The following is a 21,874-nucleotide window of genomic DNA, read 5'->3' on the forward strand; positions in this document are numbered from 1 at the left end:
TTTATTGATGATTTTCTAATTAAAAACCTAAACGAGCACCAATTGACATAACTCTGTTGAAGTTATAGGTGTTGTCTACTGTACCGTTGAATGAACCAGTTACGTTCATACCTTTTCTAGCTGACAATAGGCCAAGGTTTTCGCCTGAGAAATAGACACTTGCATTTTTAGCCCCAATTTTAGCCAACCAGTTTGAAGGGATTTTATACGTAAAGGTTACGTTATTTAACATTAAATAAGAGGCATCCGTTAAGTATCTTGTACTACCACCAGTTTGGTTTGTGATGTTTCCGTTATCAAAACGAGGAACGTCTGTTACATCACCAGCTTTTTGCCAACGTCTCAACGCATCTACGTGCATAGCTGTACCATAAGTACCACCGTGCATCAAAGAGCCATACGCTGAGTCATACACTTTACCACCTAATTGGTAGGTCAATTGTACGCTCAATGTAAAGTTTTTGTAAGAGAAATTGTTATTAATAGAACCATATACATCTGGAATAGAAGAAGTACCATTGTAACGTTGATTTGCTTCTGCTAATACAGTTGTAACAGTATCTGCACCAATTACTTTACCATTAGTAGTCAAGATGTTTGTTTTGTACAAGGCATTACCTGTTTCAGAATCAACACCATAGAATTGACGCAAGTAGAAATCGTAGATTGAGTGACCAACACTATATCCTTTTGAGCCAGAGATAATTAGAGGTTGATTGTCTGGCATCTTAGTGATTTGGTTCTTCAATGTTGTTGCGTTAAGCGTTGCAGAATATTTGAAATCACCAGTATTGATAATATCACCTGTTAATTGGAATTCAAAACCTCTGTTGTAAAGGTTACCAATGTTTTTAGGAATAGTAAAACCACCACCTGTTGTACCACCAGCAGCTAAAGGAAGAGGTACGTTGAAGATCAAACCTGCTGTTTCACGATTGAAATATTCAAGACTACCTGACAATTTACCTTTGAATAAGCTGAAATCAACACCTAAGTCAAAGTTGTTTGCTGTTTCCCAAGTCAAATCAGGGTTCGGGATAGAAGCTTGCGTAAATCCTGGTTCTGCATTGTTATTTCTTCCTAAAGTATACAATGCTTGATAAGGATAATAACCTAAACCTCCATCATTACCTACTACACCATAAGATGCTCTTACTTTCAATAAGTCAACCCATTTTACATCAAAGAAATCTTCTCTTTCGATATTATAGGCTCCACCAACTGACCAGAAGTTAGCCCAACGTACGCCAGGAGCGAAACGAGAGTTACCATCGCGACGAATAGAAGCATTCAAGATATATTTTTTATCGAAATCGTAGTTAGCTCTTGCAAAGTAACTTTCGATGGTGTAGTTATCTTCGTAAGAAGAAACGCCTAATACTGTTGCAAAGTTTGGCAATTCAGTAATACCATCTACGATGATACCTGAACGAGAACCTGTCAAATAGTTGTATTTGTAAGTAAAGTTCTCATGACCACCCAAAACGTTTACATGATGTTTACCAATTTGTTTATCAAATTCTAACAATTGGTTCCAAGTATAGTTGGTAGTACGGTACAAGTAGTGGTATGAGCGACCTGCAGGAGCACCATCCCCAATCGTTGGGTTATCGTAAGTACGGTAGTGTGTATCTTGCAAATCAAAGCTCAAGTTTGTTGTAGCTTTCAAAAATGGTAAAATCGTGATTGTAGCAAAGGTACGTGCACCTATCAAACCACGGATTTGGTTACGTTGATTTAATTCGTTTTCCCAAATTGTATGACGACCACTAGAGTTTGGTCTAGAGTCCCCCATGTCATATACTCTATTTCCATTTGCATCCAATACATAAGCACCTGTTGTTTGGTCATGCTTGTAAACAGGATAAATTGGAGCCATGAAACGTGAGATATAGAATGGGTTGATAAACGAAGTACCACCATCTGAACCAGCATCAACATTGGCCATACTGTAAGTACCATTCAAGTTCAAACCAGTTTTCAACCATTTGGTAGCTTGTGTATTTACACTAACACGACCAGTAAAACGTTCGAAATCAGATTTTAACAAATAACCTTGTTCTTTTGTATAACCTAATGATACAAAGTAGTCTGACTTACTAGTACCACCATCATAGTTGATAGTATAGTTCTTTCTACTTTTTCCACCTTGTTGCATTGCATTTGCCCAGTTTAAATCTTCTGGATATAATAATTGAGCATTAGGGTTCAATTGGCCGTTTACGTCTACGATTTGAGTAGGCGAAACGTTGAATGGGTTATAGCTTCCCAATAAATTGTAAATACCAGTGTAAGCTCTACCTCCGTACGAAGTTGTCAAGCCAGAAGCTATACTGCTAGCTACATCCTGTGGTACTTTTAATGAACCATAAGTCAATGTATTACGATATACTTCCCACATCAATGGATAGTATTGTTGAGCACTTACAGTTTCATATTCTTGTAAACCTCTAGCAATTACACCTTCAGAAGCGCTAATATTGAAGTTGTTACGACCTTCTTTTCCTTTTTTGGTAGTAATCATGATTACACCATTTGCCCCTCTTGAACCATAAATAGCGGTTGTTGCAGCATCTTTCAATACTGAGATAGACTCAATATCATCTGGGTTCAAAGTAGACGTACTACCGTTGAAAGGTACACCATCAACAACATAAAGTGCGTTGTTTGAAGCAGAAAGTGAACCAAAACCTCTTACACGAATGGTAGGTTCAGAACCTGGAGCACCACCAGACAACGTAGCCTGAACCCCTGGAGCAGCACCTACTAGGGCGTTCATTACGTTTGCTACTGGTTTAGTAGCGATTACGTCTTTACTAATTTGAGCCGACGAACCAACGTGAGTAGATTTATTTACAGTACCATAACCAACGATAAGTACCTCGTTCAACATTTGTGCATCACCTTCAAGTGATACATTGATAGTTGTACGGTTTTGGATAGAAATTTCTTGTTTTGTGTAACCTACCGAAGAAATAACTAAGGTGCCATTTCCGGCTGCAGCGATACTAAATTTACCATCCTTATCGGTGGTAGTACCTTTAGTAGTACCTTTTAGTACAACTGTAACACCAGGCAAAGCTGTACCATCTTCTTTCGAGGAAACAACCCCTTTCACGGTAGTTTGAGCTTGGGCATAGCCACAAGTCAACACAAACAGAAATAATACGAGAAAATTTCGTAAACGATTATTCATTTTTTGTGCGTTTTTAGTTAGTAGATAAAGAAAATACAATAATTAGCAAAGGAAGATATCTAAGAAAAGTACCAATAATAATGCAGTTCAATAGGGTGCTGTGGTTTATCGAAAAAATTATTTATGGTGATTTTTATAAACATCAAAATAAAACAACTGTCTGTATGTGTTAAACAGAAATTTTATTGCTATGGGGTAAAATTAGCGTATTTTTTACTAAAATTTTATAAAAAATTAATATAATTTATTGATTATGAGTATTTATTCTTAAATTTTACTACTCGAATTATACTGTTTTGTGTTGTTTATCATGATATTTCTACGTTTAAATAAATAAAAAAAGCCTTAGTTCAACGGTCTACAGTTGTTGGACTAGGGCTTTTTTAAACTTCGATTTGTCTTATTTAACTTCTACATATTACTATTTTGTATCTTGTTAAATTTCAATAGTTTTATTCGTCAATTTTTGAGTTTGATAGTATAAGTCGTGCCTCAATGACCAATAAGGATTCGGTTATCAGGTCGCATAGTTCAAGAATTTCGGCTTCGGAAAATAATAAAAAAAAGTGCTGTAGCGGCGTTTTGAATAGCAACTCCTTCCCATGAGAACTTGGATATTCATAGAAGCCTATCTTTTCTTCCATAACAGCTTTAAATTGTTTAAGCTCGGCTAAAGAAAGTGCAAAAAGTAAATTCTTATAAGCGAGATTATATTGATTGCAACAAGTGCAGTGACTGACAAAAGCATTTTCTTTTTCTAATATGCTCTGAGTTTGATGTTCTGAATGACGCATGATATATACGTTTTGAGTTTATACTTCAAGATCTACTTCGAAAGATATTCACAGTAATACCCAATTCCTTTCAAGGCTTTACTGATTGCTTGAGGCGTTATCAACTCTTCCGATACTACCGAAAGGGCATGGTTGAAATCTGAAAAATCAATACTAAATGATTTGATTCCGAGTGGCTGTAATGCCTCCCATACCGATTGTATGCCAATAGGCGATTGTATATCGGTTCTAAACATTAGAATATTCATAGGTTTACTATTTTAAAGTTAATGATTTGATTTATAGATAATTGTATTGATTTTAATGCTGAATTCTATACAAATATATCTATCTATTTAGAATTGTTCCAAATAAAAACGGAAATTTATTTGTACTTAGTCTAAATAAGGTGTAATTTTGTTTCATCAAAGCAGATACAACCACATGTGTTAATCCTCATGTGAGGCTTTTAGAATATGGATCATGAGTGGTCGCTAACCACTTTATCAACCCTCAAATTTTTCTATAATGAAAAACATTTATCTAACATTGATGCTATTGACGTGTTCATGGCTATCAATCGCACAAACCGCAATATTGAAAGGACAGGTTAAAACACAGGAAGGAAAACCCGCGGAATTTGTGAATGTAATTTTACGTGGTACTAATAAAGGAGTCATTACAAATGATGCAGGTAATTTCGAAATCCAAGGAATTAAAGCTGGTAACTATGTAGTTCAGGCTAGTTTTGTGGGCTTAGAGGCTGTTCAACAAAAAGTAAGTTTAACCTCAGGACAAACATTGGAGATTACCTTGACTTTACCTGAAAGTGCCAAAGAGCTACAGGAAGTGGTCGTAAACTCGAACCCTAGTAAATATGTAACAGATTATCCTTCAATATCTTTAAGATTAAAAACCCCTTTGCTCGAATTACCTCAAAACATTCAGGTTGTTACAAAACAATTATTACAAGACCAACAAATTTTTGATATGCTCGAAGGTGTAACACGCAACGTAAGTGGAGTTACACGTCTTGAGCACTGGGATAACTACGCACTTTTGAATATGCGTGGGTCTCAAATTGCGGCTTTTCGTAATGGTATGAACGTGCAAATGGCATGGGGACCGCTTGCCGAAGATATGAGTATGGTCGAGCGTATTGAGTTTGTGAAAGGACCTGCTGGATTTATGCTTGCTAACGGTGAACCTGCGGGTTTTTATAATGTGGTAACCAAGAAACCAACAGGTTTTACTCGTGGTGAAGTAACTGGAACAATTGGTAGTTTTAATACCTATCGTTCAACCTTAGATTTGGATGGGAAATTGACAAACGATGGAAAATTACTGTACCGTCTTAATATAATGGGGCAGTCGAAAGGCTCACATCGTTTGTTTGAACACAATAATCGTGTGTCGGTGGCGCCAGTTGTCAAATACCAAATTTCACCAAAAACATCATTGACAGCTGAATATACCTATCAATACAACCAAATGTCGATGATTGGGTCTAATTATTCTTTTTCGAAAAAAGGCTTTGCTGATTTACCTGCGAGTTTTACGACTGCCGAGAAAAATATGGATCCAACCAATATTAACGATAATACGATTTTCTTGACGTTTGCTCATGCATTTAATCCTAATTGGAAGTTTACAGGACAAGTGGCTTACATGAATTATAGTCAGGTAGGACAGTCAATGTGGCCTTCTGGAATTTCTGCCGATGGCGATACGCTTTACCGCAAAATGTCTATCTGGGATGTATTGGGTGAAAATAAATTAGGACAGTTTTTTGTAAATGGAGATTTTAAAACGGGCTCAGTCAAACATCTTCTATTAGGAGGAACTGACATTGGTTATAAAGATTATTATCATGATTTTGTGGCGGCAAAAGACATTACCCCATTGGCAATTTACAATCCACAATACGGTATTACTCCCGAATCGGTATATCCTGTGTACGACAGAAGTAAAAGTTTAAAAGAACGTGGGGCTCATTATTACCAAAAATACTACGCTTTTTATGTACAAGACGAAATTCATTTGATTGAAAATAAATTAAGATTGACCTTGGCGGGTCGTTTTACTTCTTCAACTGATGGAAATCCGTATGCTGGCGAAGCCGTTGGGAATAAATTTACTCCGCGAGTAGGTTTAAGTTACTCACTCGACAAGCATACTTCTGCTTATGCAGTATTCGATGAAGCATTTATCCCTCAAGCTGGTGCTGGTCAAAATGGTGTTAGTTTCAAGCCTATTACTGGAAATAACAAAGAGATTGGTTTGAAAAGAGAATGGCTGGGAGGCTTATGGACTACCTCAGTAGCTGCGTATAATATCACCAAAAATAATGTACTTACAGCTGACCCTACCAACCCAAATTTCTCCGTACAATTGGGACAAACTCAAACAAAGGGTGTTGAATTTGACCTTCGTGGACAAATCCTTCATGGACTCGACCTAACCTTAAATTATGCTTACACCAATGCAAAAGTAACTAAAGATACCAATCCTATAAATGAAGGTGTCGATGTGCCAGGTTCAACTAGAAATATTGCTAATGCGTGGTTGTCATACAAAGCTACCAACGGAAAATTGAAGGGCTGGGGCGTTTCTTTAGGAGCGCAATACCAAAATGGTCGTTCGTCTTGGTATGTGTTTGATGGCACCAAACAACCTTTGAAAGATTATTTCAAAATGGATGGCGCTGTTTCTTATCAAGTTAATAAGTTATCTTTTGCCTTGAATATCAATAATTTACTTAATGCGTATTTGTATTCTGGTGCGTATTATAACTGGGGAGGCTTTTATTATTATCAAACAGAAGCACTCCGAAATGCTCGTTTGACAGTAGGATATAAATTCTAATTATTCAGGCATCCTTCCAATAGGAGGGATGCTCTTTTATTGATTGTACATCTAAAATTATTCATCAATGAATTTTAAAAAACTTGTCGGAAAAGTTCATTTATTCTTGGGTTTGGCATCTGGGATTATTGTTTTTATCATCAGTGTTACGGGTTGTTTGTATGCTTTTCAGGAGGAAATACAAAATGCAACTGAGGAGTTTCGATTTGTTACACCCCAAAAAACAGCAATGTTACCTCCTTCCCAATTACAGGAGATAGCTACTAAAACTCTGCCTACCAGAAATTTACATGCCATTATGTATGGCTCTCCCGACCAGTCAGTCCAAGCTATATTTTATCATTTTGAGCCATATCACTATTTCTTAGTGTATCTTGACCCATACACAGGCAAGGTGTTACAGGTGAAAGATATGTCAAAGGATTTTTTTAGATGGGTATTAGATGGACATTATTATTTGTGGTTGCCTCCTTCGGTTGGACAACCGATTGTGGCATCGGCAACTTTGGTCTTTTTTGTCTTACTTATTTCTGGCATTATTCTTTGGTGGCCTAAAAATAAGGGTGCAGCCAAGCAACGATTTTCAGTTAAATGGAATGCTCAATGGCGTCGTAAAAACTATGATTTTCACAACGTTTTAGGCTTTTATGCATCATGGGTGGTGGTTGTATTGGTTATAACTGGGTTGGTTTGGGGATTTCAGTGGTTTTCTAAAGGAGTTTATGCTGGAATAGGTGGAAAAAAATCTTTAGAATTTGTCGAACCACTTTCCAGAAAAGTTCCTTCCTCAAGTTCAGAAGCTGCCATAGACCAAGCTTGGCATAAAGTCTTGAAGGAAACACCTCAGGCAGCCTCTATCGAAGTCCATGTTCCTGAATCAGATTCTGCATCGATTGCAGTGAATGTGAATCATCAAAAAGGAACTTTTTGGACTACAGATTATCGATATTTTGACCAATATACATTGAAGGAGCTTAATGTTTCGCATCTGTATGGTCGTTTCAAAGATGCAACGGCTTCGGATAAACTTTTCAGAATGAATTACGATATTCATGTTGGCGCTATTTGGGGAATAGCTGGAAAAATTTTAGCTTTTTCAGTAAGCCTTATTTCAGCAAGTTTGCCAATCACTGGATTTTTAATTTGGTGGGGACGTCGTAACAAAAAGAAGGATATTTTACCTAAACAAAAAAATAAAACCGCATTAATTACTGAGTAATCAAATTGGGCTGACGGAAAAATTGGTATAGTGCAATCAGCGATTTTCGAGTCAAAAAGACTTTTCAATTAGTATTTAGAAAGTCGATCTCTAAACCTTTATTTCGCTATCAGAAACCTATCCGTTTATTTTGGATAGGTTTTTTTTTATCTTGTACCAAAAATCTCCAAAGACTATGTCTCACGTAACATTTCCCGAAAAAACTATTCTAATTTGCGATGGTAGCAAGTGCGGAAAACATAAAGAGCTTCGAAAGTTCTTTAAGGAGTCTATCAAGGATCATGGACTCAAAGACGAGGTTGAAATTGTAAAAATTGAATGTACGGATCGCTGTAAGCATGCTCCAATCGTATGCTTTCAACCGCAAAATCAATGGTTGTCTGAGGTGACGATATGGCAAGCCGATTCACTTTTCAAAAAGTTTATTTTAGAAAAAGAATAAAGCACCCGCAAGGTGCTTTTTTTGATTCTCCGATTTATCTATTGTTTTGCCCGTATGGTCGAATAAATGAAGGTAATCTTTTATTACCTTCAGAAAATGATAAAATTACTGAACTATTATCCAAAAATGATGTCTACACGCATCACATAAATGAATTTCAGTAATGAATCGAGTATCTATTTTTAGCTTATTAATTGCTAATACTCTTCTGTACGTCTCTTGTGACTCAACAAAAGCGAACAAACAAAATTTAGTTCCCTCAGGTTTGACGGGCGAACAACTATCTCAACAACATTGCGTTTCTTGTCACGCTTATCCATCTCCTAATTTAGTGGAAAAAGAATGGTGGGCTAAAGGTATTTTGCCAAAAATGGCTTTACGACTTGGCATGGGAAATAAAATGGGATATCTCACCAATATCAGTTATGAAGACATGATGGAGGTTTCGGTAGCAAATATCTATCCAGATGCACCTGCTATGGCTCCCGAAGATTGGAAGAAGATAGTAGACTTTTATGTAAAAAATGCTCCTGAAAAACCTATTCCTCAAGTTTCAAAAGTCAAAGCCACACAACTTTCTGATTTGTTTGATATTCAAACCTTAGAGAATACCAACAACGAGCCTTCATTGGTAACAATGGTGAAAATTTTACCTAATGAACAAGCTCTTTATGTAGCTCATCGTGGTAGAAATCGGGTGGAAAAATGGGATAAAACACTCCAAAAAATCTCCGAAGTTCCCACAGAGAGCCCTGTTTCTGATGTTGTAAAAACACCTAATAATATGATGGCACTTGGTATGGGCATTATGGATCCCAATGACCAAGCATTGGGAAAACTATGGAGTATCGCCAAGGGTTCTTCTCAAACGCTAGTCGAAAAGCTTCGTCGTCCTGTCGAAATCTCAATGGGAGATTTAGATGCTAATGGTGCACCAGACTATCTGATTTGTGAGTTTGGTAACGATATAGGAAAATTGACGTGGTATGATCAAAACTTTAAATTGAAGAAAGAAATTTTGAATTTTGCAGGTATCCGAAATGCCACTATTACCGATATAAATGGCGATAAATTACCTGATATTGTGGTTTTACAAACTCAAGGTGATGAAGGCATTTGGGTGCTCGAAAATCGAGGTAATGGAGAATTTGAGCCCAAGCGTGTCTTGCGTTTTCCTCCTATTTACGGCTCAAGTTTTATTCATGTAGTTGACATCAATAAAGATGGCTATCAAGATATTGTGTATACCAATGGCGATAATGCCGATGCTTCCATTTCTTTAAAGCGATATCATGGCGTACATGTTTACCTGAATGATGGAAAGATGAATTTTAAGCGTCAATATTTTTACCCGATGCATGGAGCTTCTAAAGCCTTAAGTCAAGATTTTGACGGTGATGGAGATATGGATATTGCAGCTATTTCGTTTTTCCCAGATAAAAAACAAAATCCTGCAGAAGGTTTTTTATATTTTGAAAATACAGGAAAAGGCTTTACTCCGCATTTTATAGAGGGAATTTCTGATAAAAAATGGATGGTAATGGATTGTGGCGATTTGGATAAAGACGGAGATATCGACCTTGTGTTAGGGGCGTTTAATCTTCAAGATAGGGATAGACAATCCAATGCGTCCTCTGAAAAAAGGACTGGTGTTTACGTACTAAAATCAAAAAATAAGACTCATTTGTAGAGGCCACTTGGGGATTCTGCGGTTTTTATTGCACTAAAATCATAAAGTAAGGATATATTCAGAAAGCTAAATAGAATCCCACAAATGACCTCTTCAAAGACTACTGAATATAGTTTGTACGTCTGCACAAACGCAATACAGCATTAATTCTTGCTTGAATTTCAAATGGATTAAAAGGTTTTTCTATAAAATTATCAGCTCCTAAGTTCATACATTCAATGCGGTCTTTGCTTTCTGAACTTGCTGTTAATAATAGAATAGGTAGACTGGAAAAAAGGTGACTCTCTCGGAGCTTTTTGATTAACTCTTTTCCACTCAAAAGAGGGAGGTTTAATTCAGTAATAAGAAAATCAATGTCAATACCAGAGTTTAAAAAATCAATGGCCTCGTAGCCGTTACTTTTCTGGATAATGTCAAATTCTTTTCCTAAAAAATGGTCGAGGATAATTTTGGTAGAATCGGACTGATCTACAACTAGAAGTTTCTTTTTTAAATTCATAACAATGGCAGGTAAAGTTAAGGACAAAGTAGTTAGTTATTCTTGCGATGCTTTTTTAGTCGCACTGCAAGAATAACTACTTTATCGCAATAATCATGCCTTAAGTGAAGAAAATACTGTTTGTTTTTTATTTTACGATATAAATCTCAAAAGTTAATCAAAAATCAAGTCTGATTTTGCTAGTTTTTTAACGTTAAATACAAGCCTTCAGGTCGTTGAGCATCATCATTCCAACGCTTGAGAGAATCTTTTGTAAATAATTCTTTTTCTAAAAAGCTGATTTCTAAATAATTATAGGTCTTGTCTTCTTTGAGATTTCCAACAGTTTGTTCAACAATCGGAATCCAAGTTCCTGAATTAAAAAAAGCTTTATTTTCTTGAAATATTTGCATGGGGTTGTGTGTGTGGCCCATGGTTATTACTTCTACACTAGGGTATTTTTTGAAAATATTGGGCGCCTCTTGCGATAAATCATCAGGTTCTTTAAGATTGAATACACCGACAAACTGACCAACAATATAGGATATGATTAAGGTGCCTAAGTTTTTTAAGAAACTTAAGTTACTCCAATCTCCTTTCAGATTGATGTTAGTAATATCTTTATACATCAAAAAAATGGTAAGCACCACAGGTATCATGATGATGCCAATAAAGGTCAGTGCCTGACCAAAAACATAGGCAAAGGCCTTTTTATCAACAAATTTCAATAGTGCCAGTACCCTTTTAGTCAAAATTTCGATGGCTAATGGAAATCTCTCTTTTAATAGAATAGCGAGAATATTACTGGTCGGACGAATATTATCAAGAAAAGGATAGGCTATTTCGATCCGATTAAGCAAATATCTATTGACAAACGAACCCAAAGGCAATCTCAATTGTCCGCTAAGTTTACCTTCTAAGGTTGGTGTTCCAACCACATGAGAGAATTTATCATAACGATGCCCATGTTCGATATAGAGTTTTTGGTTGATGATTACCGAATCTTGTATAAAAGATATCTTACCTATTATGGGTTTGTTTTGTTGGAGGGCTATCTCATTTAATTTTACAGAAAAATAGGTCTGAACCTTTTCCCAGTGCCATTCCAAATCATGATTGCCTTTTAGAATTAGGAGTTCTTTGTGGGGCTGACTAAGCCATTCTACAAGGGCCAGAAATACTTTTTCGTGACCTTCAATAACTTTTTCTAATTTCCAAATAGATTTAAAATCATCGGTTTTGAATCCATATACTTTTTCATCCTCAGTGAAGCTGGCTTTCAGCTCCTCGATTGTTTTATTTATTTGAACCTTTTGTAAAATTTTTTGCCATTCATCATAGCCAAAGTGAAGCACTTCTTTTTCTGTAAAAATGACCCTCAAAAAGTCGATAAAATCACCATTAATTACTAAGACGGCTTCTTCTTCTTGATATTTGTTTAGGTGAAATTGAATCCATCGCAGAAAAGCTTCATCGGCAAAAAAGTTTTCGGTTCCTGTAATCATTCCAGAGGGTTCTTTTCCTCTTGCAATATGCAAATCGCTAATGATTAAGAAATGAGCAGCAGATGTGTTGAGTGTCTCTACTTGATGTAGGTCGGTCAGAGAATTATTTTGGAGTGTCATGGCTTATAATTTTTCTTCAATTTCTTGAAAAAATAGGGCAAAAAAAAATTGGTTTCAGAAAACTCTGAAACCAATTACTCATTTATCAACTATAAAGAAAATTTTCAATTAATACTATCTTTCTGATGCTGAGTATCTTCAAATAATGGATATATGATTAACTCATAAGCTCTTGCTATTTGCCTGAGCTTATCTCTATCAACTCTTTATCGTGATGATTTCTCACTTCTACTTTATTGTCAAAAAACATTGTCGCTCCATTTTGTGAAGTATACGCAGGCCAAGATGGTAAACCTTTGTGAGCTGGATTGCCAGTACGTGCAAAATTTATCCATGCTTGACTCATTTTGTCTTCTAGAATTTTTGCTTCCTTTCCACCTCCAGTCATTTCTTGACAACGGTCGATGTTGTTAAATACAAAACCCAATTCGATACAGTGAATAGCCTTGTACATACCATCGTTTACAGGAGATTGCCATGTAAATAGATATGCATAAACAGGTGCTCCACCAAAATCTGCCTTTAAGTTGGCATGCTTCACCATGCCAGGTCTAAATGCTGCCAAATCTATATCGATATAGTCAGATGGTTTTGTGGTATTTGGATAGGCTTTTTCAACAGCCTTCAAATAGGCATCTGTTTTGTCGGCATAACGTTTTTTTAGAAAATCTACAGCTTGTTCTTTGGTAAAATCACGAATAGCTGGATTCATTAATGACGCCATGAATTCATTTTTGGTACAACCCAACATGAATGGAATATCTTTTGAAATAGCCAAGCCCGCAGGGTCAACTTGTTGATAAGGCAAAAAGTCACCATCGTGAACAGGTCCCCAACCTAACCCACCACCTACAAACGCTTTTCCATCTTTTTTCATTTGATCTTGAACTTTAGCAATCGCTTTCTTGCTTGCCTCATTCAATTTTTCGTAAGGTATTTTTTGTAAAGAATCTACCTGATTTGGTTTCAAACCCAATACTTCTAACAAAGCCTCGCCCACTTTTTTGCTATCTTCTTGTTCCAAAAAGCTTTGACGATAACTACCACTTTGATTAATTGCTTTATGAAATAGCCCTTTAGCCGATGGCGCATACATCAATGTAGTAACTTTAGCACCACCACCTGATTGTCCAAAAATGGTTACATTGTTTGGATCACCACCAAAATTGGCAATATTACTTTTGACCCATTCCAAAGCCATAACAGCATCCATCATTCCGACATTGGCTGATTTTTTGTATTTATCTCCAAAGCTAGACAAGTCCAAAAAGCCAAGGACATTCAAACGGTGATTGATAGAAACCACTACGACATCTCCTTTTTTACTCAGATTTTCGCCTTCGTAAGATGGTAACTCAATAGCCGAACCCGCACTGAACCCACCACCATGCAACCAAACCATAACAGGGCGCTTTTTGCCGTCATTGATACCCTGCGACCATACATTTAGTGTTTGACAGTTTTCGTTGGTATAACCCCAGTTGTGGTTAAATGCAAATTCGAGAGGGTCAAACACCGTTGTTGTTGGGTCGGTAGGACATACGGGGCCATAAGCTGTAGAACTACGCACATCGCTCCAAGCCTTTGGGCGAGTAGGAGGCATAAAGCGCTCAGATTGTGCATAAGGAATGCCCTTGTAAGTAAAAGTTCCGTTGTGAATATAACCTCTTACTTTTCCCAAATCGGTGCTTACAACGGCAATATTTTTACCTGCCACCAATGGGTCTGATTGTGCATGCGTGTGCGAAATGGTTCCTAGCAAACTCACACTCAGTAAGCTACTCAATAGAATGATTTTTTTCATTAGTTAATTGGTATAAGTGTAAGTAAATGAGTAGCATTTATGCTTTTCGAGTTACCTACGTTTTTAAATAATTGGATAATATGGAAACGTCATCTGAGCAATTGTCTCAATGTGAGACTATAGATACAAATGTGATAAAAAATCGGATTTAATGCAAAAAAGTGTGAAAAAAATTATACAAATCGAAGAAAGTTTGGGTAAATAATCATCTGCTAGGTCTTTACTCATTAACTCTAATCATCAAAATGTTCAAAAGCAGGTCTTTATGACTGAGTGATGAACCTTAAACTGTTTTTTATGAATCCTAAAATTCCTCAATATCGTTGGAGAATAGTACTCTTACTTTTTTTTGCTACCACCATCAACTACCTTGACCGTCAGGTAATTGGATTATTAAAACCGACCCTAGAAAAAGAATTTAACTGGACAGAGTCCGATTACAGTCAAGTAATCATGGCGTTTACGGCGGCCTATGCCACAGGCTTTTTGTTTTTTGGTAGAATCATCGATAAAATTGGTACAAAACTAGGTTACACTATTTCGGTTGTATGGTGGAGTATTGCGGCAGTATTGCACGCCGCCGTAAGTTCAACTTTTGGTCTGGCAAGTATGCGTATGCTATTGGGGCTTGGTGAGTCGGGTAACTTTCCTGCTGCTATTAAAACAGTAGCGGAATGGTTTCCAAAAAAGGAACGAGCTTTTGCCACAGGTATATTTAATTCAGGTGCAAACATTGGTGCGGTAGTAGCTCCCATTATGGTACCTTGGATTTTGGGTGCGTATGGCTGGCGAGAAGCGTTCATTATCACTGGTGGTGTGGGTTTTATTTGGTTGATTTTCTGGAAATTATATTACGAAACGCCCACCAAACACCCTAAATTAAGTCAGGAAGAGTTAGAGTTTATCAATAGCGATGCCGACGAGCAAGAAGTAGAAACAACAGAATCTGTGAAATGGATTAAGCTTTTTGGAATTCGTCAAACATGGGCTTTTGTATTTGGGAAAATGTTTACTGATCCTATTTGGTGGTTTTTCCTTTACTGGTTACCATCTTATTTTGCAGAGCGTTTCCAGTTAGATTTGAAAAAGCCTAGTATTGAATTAATAGTAGTGTACACAGCTACGACCATAGGAAGTATTGGTGGCGGATACCTTTCGGGTTATCTTATCAAAAAAGGTTGGACTGTATTTAAGGCAAGAAAAGCCTCTATGCTGAGTTTTGCGCTGGCGGTATTACCTGTATTTTTTGCCCAATATTGCACCAATATCTGGCAGGCGGTTGGTTTGATTGCCCTTGCGATGGCGGCACACCAAGCTTGGAGTGCGAATATTTTTACTACAGCATCAGATATGTTTCCGCGCAAGGCGATTAGCTCAGTAGTTGGAATTGGTAGCATGGCAGGCTCTGTTGGAGGAATTCTATTTCCTATTCTAGTTGGTTATTTGTTAGATACTTACAAAAAGGCTGGAGATATAAACATCGGTTATAATGTGATCTTTATCATTTGCTCAATGGCATATATTGTTGCTTGGCTAGCAATGCACTTTTTTGCCCCTAAGATGGAAAAAGTAAAATTATAGCTGAATGTGGGATTATTGGGTTTAATGCTGTAAATTGGCACTATATAACCCAGATTATCACCACATCATAATTGTTATTAGACGGCTACTCTCCTAAGTAGCCGTTTTTTTGATTTTAGTTAGAAAATTTATTTAGACTTATTTTAAATAGTTATTGCATGATATTCTTTCTCCTATTAACTTTGTAGTGTATTCAAAATAGAGGTAAGGTTATGGAATATCCTGCGTTTCACGAATTGTATCAAAATTCAAAAGGAAGTACTTGGCAATGCGATTTGACAAACAAGATTCATGTGCATTTTAATGGAATGGTAGCAAGTTTCAAGATTCATGATTTCTTAGCATTTCGTCGTAAGGTATCGTCAATCGATATTCATCAAATGATCTTTAATTTATCAGATGATTTTGATTATGAGTTAGTTGAAGCTCCACAAGCACAATTGTCATGGGAGCTAACGCTTTGTGAAATAGTTCAGTTGAGAGATTTATTGGATGGAACGAAGTTTGTCCTTTCCTTAAATAGTATGTTATATGAGGTGTTGGGAGAAGGGGCTTTAGCATAAATGCTTTTACAATAATCGGTGTACATATTAAAATATCGCTTCATGGAGACTCAAAGCTCTGTGTAGCGATTTTTTTATGGCGATTGATTAATACCCTTTAAAAGATAAAACATGGTAGAAACGCCTTTTTTATTTTCTATTTTTGTTGAATGTATAAGTAAAAACAATCATTTCTTGTTTTATCTATATATTCAAACATTATTCACTAATTATTTTAATAGAAAATGAAACATGTATTTCGTACCAGAATAGTGGCTGTACTGGCTCTATTGGTTACAATTCTTACTTCTGTTGCATCTTGGGCAGCTGCTCCCAAAAGAGATTTTTATCAGTTGGTTATTTATCGTTTGAAAACAGCCGAGCAAGAATCGAGACTCGATAATTACTTGCAGAATGCCTATATGCCAGCATTGCATCGTGCAGGTATTGAAAAAGTGGGTGTATTTAAGCCTATCATTGCAACTGATGCTGCCGAGCCAGCCGAAAAATTAGTCTATGTATTTATTCCTTTTAAATCACAGGACGAATGGGCAAAGTTGGAAGGAAAACTTGCTTCAGATAAAACTTATTTAGAAGACGGAAAAGATTATATCGACACGCCTTGGGACAAGCCTGTATATACACGTATGGAGTCTATTTTGATGAGAGCGTTTGTTGATCAACCGCATTTCCAAATGCCAGCGCTTTCTTCGCCAAAATCCGAAAGAGTGTATGAGTTTAGAAGCTATGAAGGTCCAAGCGAGAAATTGTATGTGAACAAAGTAGATATGTTTAATGCAGGAGGAGAAGTAAAATTGTTTAAAAGACTGAATTTCAATGCTGTATTTTACTCTGAAGTAATATCTGGCGCAGCTATGCCGAACTTGATTTACATGACAACTTTCGAAAACAAAGCCGATAGAGATGCGCATTGGAAGGCGTTTGGTGCTGATCCTGAATGGAAAACTTTATCTGCGATACCAAAATATCAGCATAATGTTTCAAAAAATGATACACGTTTCTTGAGACCAACGGATTACTCTGATATCTAGTAAATTAAAGAGTTTTGAGAGAGGTGAGCTATTAATGCTCACCTTTTTTTATTATGGCTAATAAATCTATAATTTAACCTATCCATTTTCTTTGAAATAAGCAGTCTTATCTCTAAATTTACCTACCTGCCTTTCTACAACAAGTCCGCACGTAATAAAATGCCTACAATTTTACACCGAATTAACGAATATTATCAAATAATGTGCGGAATGATGACTAAATATGGTATTTTTGTATATTGTTTTTGTACAAATTATTCGCATTCACTTTAGGAATTAGATATATACACACAATGGATACTTTTTTTAGCCAAAACCTGCAATACCTACGCAAACAGTTAGACGGAAAAATTTCGCAGGAAAAACTTGCTGAGGAAGTTGATTTAAAAAAATCTACACTCGGTTCTTATGAGAGTGGTCGCGCTGAACCACGTTATGCTGATTTGATTAAATTGGCTAGTTATTTTAACGTAAGTGTAGATGATATGCTTACAAAAGACCTAGCAACAAATCAACCAGCTAAACGTCAGGAAGATAAGCTTAGAATATTGGCTACTACCGTTAACAACGAGAATGAAGAAAACATCGAGTTTGTTCCTATTAAGGCTGTAGCGGGTTATTCAAACGGTTACGGAGATATTGATTATATTAGTCGTTTACCCATTTTTAACGTACCTTTTTTACCGAAAGATCGCAAGTATCGTGTATTTCCAATTCAAGGAGACTCGATGTTGCCTTTGAGAGAGGGCTCTTTAGTTTTTGCTGAGTACGTCGACAATTGGCGTGCTATCAAAAATGGTACAATTTGTATTGTAGTTACCAAAGATGAAGGTGTTGTTCTGAAAAAAGTATTTAATTATCTCAACGAGAAAAACGTCTTGATTCTTAAATCAACCAACGAAAGATACGCTCCTTACCCTGTAATGGAGGACGATATTCAAGAGCTTTGGAAATTTGTTGGATTCTTTACGGGAGAATTTCCTTTGTAGAAAAGAGTTATCCAACCTTGCAGATATCAAAAAAGCGGTCGAAAATTAATTTTTCGACCGCTTTTTTGATGAATAATTCAAAAACAAGCCTTTCTCTCAAAGTAGAATAAAGTATATTGTCAATGAACATCCATTTCTGATTTTAATCTCAGTAAGGTTGTAGTATTGATAGGCTTACTGATAAATTCTTTGACACAAGGTACTACTTGAGATTTACGAATGTCTTCGGGGTCGATACTTGAAGAAAGGATAATAACCTTTGTTTCTGGAAAATTATTTTGAAATCTCTGTCTAAAAATATCAAGGAATGCCCAGCCACCCATTTGAGGCATATTCAAATCGAGAAAAATTAGCTCTGGAGCATCAATGGAAGGGTTTTGCTGTAAACCTTCATAATAACTTACAGCCTCTGTTCCATCTGCGACGGTTTCTACTATTGATGAAAAATCACATTTTTTCATGGCCATCTTGAGTATCATCAAGGTGATGGGGTCGTCGTCTACACACAAAATCTTCTTAAACATATTTACTTCTTGAATAAAATTGAAAATTGAGTCCCTTTGTCTACCTCACTTTTTACTGAAATATTCCCACCAAGGGATTTTATTTGAGCCTGCACCATATACAAACCAATTCCTTTACTATCTGGATGATTATGAAATCGTTGATAGAGACCAAATACTTTGTTTTTATGTCTTTTGAGGTCGATTCCTAATCCATTATCTGTAAATGTCAATTCGATGCCTTTTGAAGTATTTCTAGTTTTTACCACAATTTCTAAAGGCCTTTTGTTCGAACGATATTTCAGGGCATTTGATAGTAAATTTAAGAGTATACTTTCTAGATACGATATATTAAAATTTACAGATGGGGCCTTTACAAAATTGGTAGTGATTGATGTCCCTGCCTCTTGTATAAGTTGTTGTGTCATCTGTGTTATTCTGATCCAAACTGTCTCAAAATCAATAAGTTCTTGTTGAACATTGACATTTTCTTTAATTACCAAGATTTTTAATAAATCATTGATGGTATCATTAAGTTGATTGGTCGAAGTTTTGAAACCTTCTAATACTGTCAATGTCATAGGGTCTGTGATGGTCGAGGTATTCAACATCTTGAGCAAACCTAACAAGTTAGATAATGGCGAACGAATATTATGAGAAGTTATATAGGAGAATTGACGTAAATCTTGATTGATTTGCGTTAATTCCCTAATCAGTAACTCCCGTTCTGCCTCATTTTTTTTGCGTTCGGTAATGTCCTTCTGAATCGAAATCCAATGTGTATACCAGCCCGTTTCATCTGCAAGAGGAACAATAGAAATACTTACCCAAAACGGTTCGTTATTCTTTCTATAATTGACAATTTCAATCTCGCAGGGCTCCCATTTTTTTAAAGCCGCTCTGATTTTGTTTAGTTCGTATCGACTACTTTCAGGGCCTTGAAGGATTCTTGGTGATTTTCCTACAATTTCATGAAGCTCATATCCTGTCATTTTGGTAAAAGCTTCATTGGCATAAATGATTCTCGGACCTGGCTGTTCGACAGGTTCTGCTTCAGTAATTAAAATAGCATCGTTGCTGTTGGTAATTACCGATTTCCAGAGGTTTAGCTGTTGTTCTTCTTGTTTTTCTTTGGTAATGTCACGCATGGCACCTACCATTCTGATAGGTTTTCCATGGGTATCGAAAACCATATATCCCTTATCGCTTACATGGGCAATTTCGCCATTGGCGCGTATGTAACGATATTCACTTTCCCAAGTACTTTGTTCTGGATTGGCGAGCGCCAGTTGAATTTCATCCAAAACTCTTTCTTTATCTTCTGGATATATATTTTTGCTCCAATCCTGAAAATCTTTCATAGGACCGTAAGGGTACTTTCCAAAAATAAATTCGTAATTGTCTGACCAGTACGAATCTCCTGTAAGGATATCCCAGTCCCAAATAATATCTCGTGTTGCTTTTTTGGCTAATTCAAAGCGTTCATTACTTTTTCTGAGCGCTTGTTTAGCTTGTTTTTGTAGAGTAATATCCAAAAATGTACTATCAACCCGCAGAGCATTACCAAGGGTATCAAAGACTACTTGGGTTTTACTGAAAAGATATTTGGTTTTGCCAGAAGCAAGTACAATTCTAAACTCTTTTTCGATGGGCTTGCTGCCATATAGCACAGATACTTCCAAGAGTTTGATTGACATTCTATCTTCTGGATGAACCATGCCGATAAAGTTTTCATAGTCAAACTTCTCTCTATTTTCGGTTATTTCAAAAATCTTAAAAACCTCTTCTGACCAGAATATTTTTCCTGTTCTTAAATCATGCTCCCAATAAGCAAGATGGGCAATTTCTTGTGCAGCCTTGAGGCGATTATTGGTTTGGATAAGCTCCTTTTCTGCGAGTTTTCTTTGTGTTATATCATGAACAAGCACCAACGATACCGTACGGTTTTTATACTCTATCTGATGGGCTGTAATGTCAACGGTTAGGGGGATTCCAGATTTGGTTTGGTGCAATGAAACACCTCGATAATTGGGTGGATTTGTATTAAAGTCCCAGCTGGCATTTTTGTAATTCTCTAAATGCTCTGGAGCGATAATATCATACACGGTCATACTGAGAAGCTCCTCTCGGCTATAACCATATTGTCGCAAGGTTGCGTCATTCACTTCAAGAAATTCCTTGGTATAGAAATCGTTAATCCACATGGGTAATGGATTGTTATTGAAGAGATAAGAATAGTTTTGTTCAGAAAGTTTAAGTGCTTTTTCTTTGACTAAACTTTCAGAAAAATCTTTGGCAATAGCAATTACCGTTTGTCGATTTGGATTCCAAACGGCATTCCAAATCATGGGAAATATGCTTCCATCTTTCTTACGAACATCTAAAACGACATTTTGAATCGTTTGTCCGTGTACTAAAGAATCAAAAGTTTTTTTAATAATGTTCAGAGAAGATTCCGTTAAAAAAGATAGGAGATTCCTATGCTGAAATTCATCAATAGTATATCCCCAAGATATACTGGCTGCTCTATTAATTTTAAGAATGTTTCCCGATTCGGTGGTTATACACAGAATATCATTTGACTGATTAAGTATCGGATTAAAATCTGGCGAGATTATCGTGTTGATGATCTCTTGTGGTGCCAAAACGTGGGGTATCGAGATGTATACGATAGTCTGTTCAGCCGATTGCATAATTCGAGCCTTTAGACCATACGAACTCGAAAAATATTCGGTTACATTCTGTGAAGGAGTAACAGATTCTTGTTGAAATCCAAAATCGTTTAATAATTGAGGAAGAACCTTTCCCGAACACAAACCTTGGTGACTCTCAATGAAAGTCTGGGCTTGGCGATTTTGATAAATGTTTTCTTGATTCTTATTGTAGATAAGAATCGCTTCATTGGCAAAATCCAAAGCTTGATAGAAAGCAGGATTTTCCTGTTCTATCATCGAGGTGGATTTTTTAGTTGTATTTTCTGAAAGTTGAGATTCGGTATTAGTAAACGTTTCCATAGAAATTTGCTCTTTGTATGGGGTTTTTAAGTGGGAAAAAACCAATTAAAAACTGCCAATCATCGAGAAAAACGGTCAAATATAATGGTGGATTCTCTTAT

At 36.4% G+C, this 21,874-nt stretch carries 16 protein-coding genes; 8 read left to right on the plus strand and 8 right to left on the minus strand.

Features of this window, described 5'->3' with window-relative positions; all coding sequences use genetic code 11:
* Positions 1 to 19: 19 nt before the first annotated feature.
* The 3 genes from BWI92_RS25185 to BWI92_RS25195 all read right to left on the minus strand — a co-directional run bounded on the left by BWI92_RS25185 (position 20) and on the right by BWI92_RS25195 (position 4,238).
* Positions 20 to 3,196: a SusC/RagA family TonB-linked outer membrane protein gene (locus BWI92_RS25185; RefSeq protein WP_095168146.1), complete on the minus strand. Its 3,177-nt coding sequence runs from the start codon at positions 3,194 to 3,196 to the stop codon at positions 20 to 22.
* Positions 3,197 to 3,648: 452 nt separating this feature from the next.
* Positions 3,649 to 3,990, minus strand: coding sequence for a DUF6686 family protein (locus tag BWI92_RS25190; protein WP_095168149.1), 342 nt, complete (start codon positions 3,988 to 3,990; stop codon positions 3,649 to 3,651).
* Between the two features lie 32 nt (positions 3,991 to 4,022).
* Positions 4,023 to 4,238, minus strand: coding sequence for a hypothetical protein (locus BWI92_RS25195; protein WP_141234926.1), 216 nt, complete (start codon positions 4,236 to 4,238; stop codon positions 4,023 to 4,025).
* Between the two features lie 259 nt (positions 4,239 to 4,497).
* Between BWI92_RS25195 and BWI92_RS25200 the strand changes: the two genes are divergently transcribed.
* The 4 genes from BWI92_RS25200 to BWI92_RS25215 all read left to right on the plus strand — a co-directional run bounded on the left by BWI92_RS25200 (position 4,498) and on the right by BWI92_RS25215 (position 10,185).
* Positions 4,498 to 6,834 (plus strand): TonB-dependent receptor, encoded by a 2,337-nt coding sequence (locus tag BWI92_RS25200; protein WP_095168153.1) that lies wholly within the window; start codon positions 4,498 to 4,500, stop codon positions 6,832 to 6,834.
* A 67-nt stretch (positions 6,835 to 6,901) separates the two neighbouring features.
* Entirely contained in the window at positions 6,902 to 8,053 is a 1,152-nt protein-coding gene (locus tag BWI92_RS25205; RefSeq protein ID WP_095168155.1) for a PepSY domain-containing protein, read from the plus strand.
* Positions 8,054 to 8,228: 175 nt separating this feature from the next.
* Positions 8,229 to 8,495, plus strand: a complete 267-nt coding sequence (locus BWI92_RS25210) for a ferredoxin (RefSeq protein WP_095168157.1) — start codon at positions 8,229 to 8,231, stop codon at positions 8,493 to 8,495.
* 163 nt (positions 8,496 to 8,658) lie between these two features.
* The gene (locus BWI92_RS25215) at positions 8,659 to 10,185 is read left to right on the plus strand and encodes a VCBS repeat-containing protein (RefSeq protein ID WP_095168159.1); all 1,527 of its coding nucleotides are present in this window, start codon (positions 8,659 to 8,661) and stop codon (positions 10,183 to 10,185) included.
* A 100-nt stretch (positions 10,186 to 10,285) separates the two neighbouring features.
* Here BWI92_RS25215 and BWI92_RS25220 read toward each other — a convergent pair whose 3' ends face one another.
* From BWI92_RS25220 to BWI92_RS25230, 3 genes are all read right to left on the minus strand, one after another.
* Positions 10,286 to 10,684, minus strand: coding sequence for a PleD family two-component system response regulator (locus tag BWI92_RS25220; protein ID WP_141234927.1), 399 nt, complete (start codon positions 10,682 to 10,684; stop codon positions 10,286 to 10,288).
* A 179-nt stretch (positions 10,685 to 10,863) separates the two neighbouring features.
* Positions 10,864 to 12,288 carry a metallophosphoesterase gene (locus BWI92_RS25225; protein WP_095168164.1) on the minus strand — a complete coding sequence of 475 codons (1,425 nt, stop codon included), beginning with the start codon at positions 12,286 to 12,288 and terminating at the stop codon, positions 10,864 to 10,866.
* A gap of 175 nt (positions 12,289 to 12,463) precedes the next feature.
* Positions 12,464 to 14,092: a carboxylesterase/lipase family protein gene (locus BWI92_RS25230; protein WP_095168166.1), complete on the minus strand. Its 1,629-nt coding sequence runs from the start codon at positions 14,090 to 14,092 to the stop codon at positions 12,464 to 12,466.
* 297 nt (positions 14,093 to 14,389) lie between these two features.
* Between BWI92_RS25230 and BWI92_RS25235 the strand changes: the two genes are divergently transcribed.
* The 4 genes from BWI92_RS25235 (at position 14,390) to BWI92_RS25250 (ending at position 18,256) form a co-directional block, all read left to right on the plus strand.
* Positions 14,390 to 15,673 carry an MFS transporter gene (locus BWI92_RS25235; RefSeq protein ID WP_095168359.1) on the plus strand — a complete coding sequence of 428 codons (1,284 nt, stop codon included), beginning with the start codon at positions 14,390 to 14,392 and terminating at the stop codon, positions 15,671 to 15,673.
* 212 nt (positions 15,674 to 15,885) lie between these two features.
* The gene (locus BWI92_RS25240) at positions 15,886 to 16,236 is read left to right on the plus strand and encodes a hypothetical protein (RefSeq protein ID WP_095168168.1); all 351 of its coding nucleotides are present in this window, start codon (positions 15,886 to 15,888) and stop codon (positions 16,234 to 16,236) included.
* A gap of 224 nt (positions 16,237 to 16,460) precedes the next feature.
* The gene (locus BWI92_RS25245) at positions 16,461 to 17,267 is read left to right on the plus strand and encodes an NIPSNAP family protein (RefSeq protein ID WP_095168170.1); all 807 of its coding nucleotides are present in this window, start codon (positions 16,461 to 16,463) and stop codon (positions 17,265 to 17,267) included.
* 293 nt (positions 17,268 to 17,560) lie between these two features.
* On the plus strand, positions 17,561 to 18,256 hold the full coding sequence (locus tag BWI92_RS25250) for a LexA family transcriptional regulator (protein WP_095168172.1): 696 nt from the start codon (positions 17,561 to 17,563) through the stop codon (positions 18,254 to 18,256).
* 119 nt (positions 18,257 to 18,375) lie between these two features.
* On the opposite strand, the gene BWI92_RS25255 is transcribed toward BWI92_RS25250, so the two are convergent.
* Together BWI92_RS25255 and BWI92_RS25260 are read right to left on the minus strand one after the other, a co-directional pair.
* Complete coding sequence (locus tag BWI92_RS25255) at positions 18,376 to 18,780, minus strand: response regulator (RefSeq protein WP_095168174.1); 405 nt, start codon at positions 18,778 to 18,780, stop codon at positions 18,376 to 18,378.
* Positions 18,781 to 18,782: 2 nt separating this feature from the next.
* Positions 18,783 to 21,773 carry a PAS domain S-box protein gene (locus BWI92_RS25260; RefSeq protein WP_095168176.1) on the minus strand — a complete coding sequence of 997 codons (2,991 nt, stop codon included), beginning with the start codon at positions 21,771 to 21,773 and terminating at the stop codon, positions 18,783 to 18,785.
* Positions 21,774 to 21,874 lie beyond the last annotated feature (101 nt).

The sequence above is a fragment of the Flectobacillus sp. BAB-3569 genome (assembly GCF_002270355.1).
Taxonomy (GTDB): Bacteria; Bacteroidota; Bacteroidia; order Cytophagales; family Spirosomataceae; genus Flectobacillus; species Flectobacillus roseus.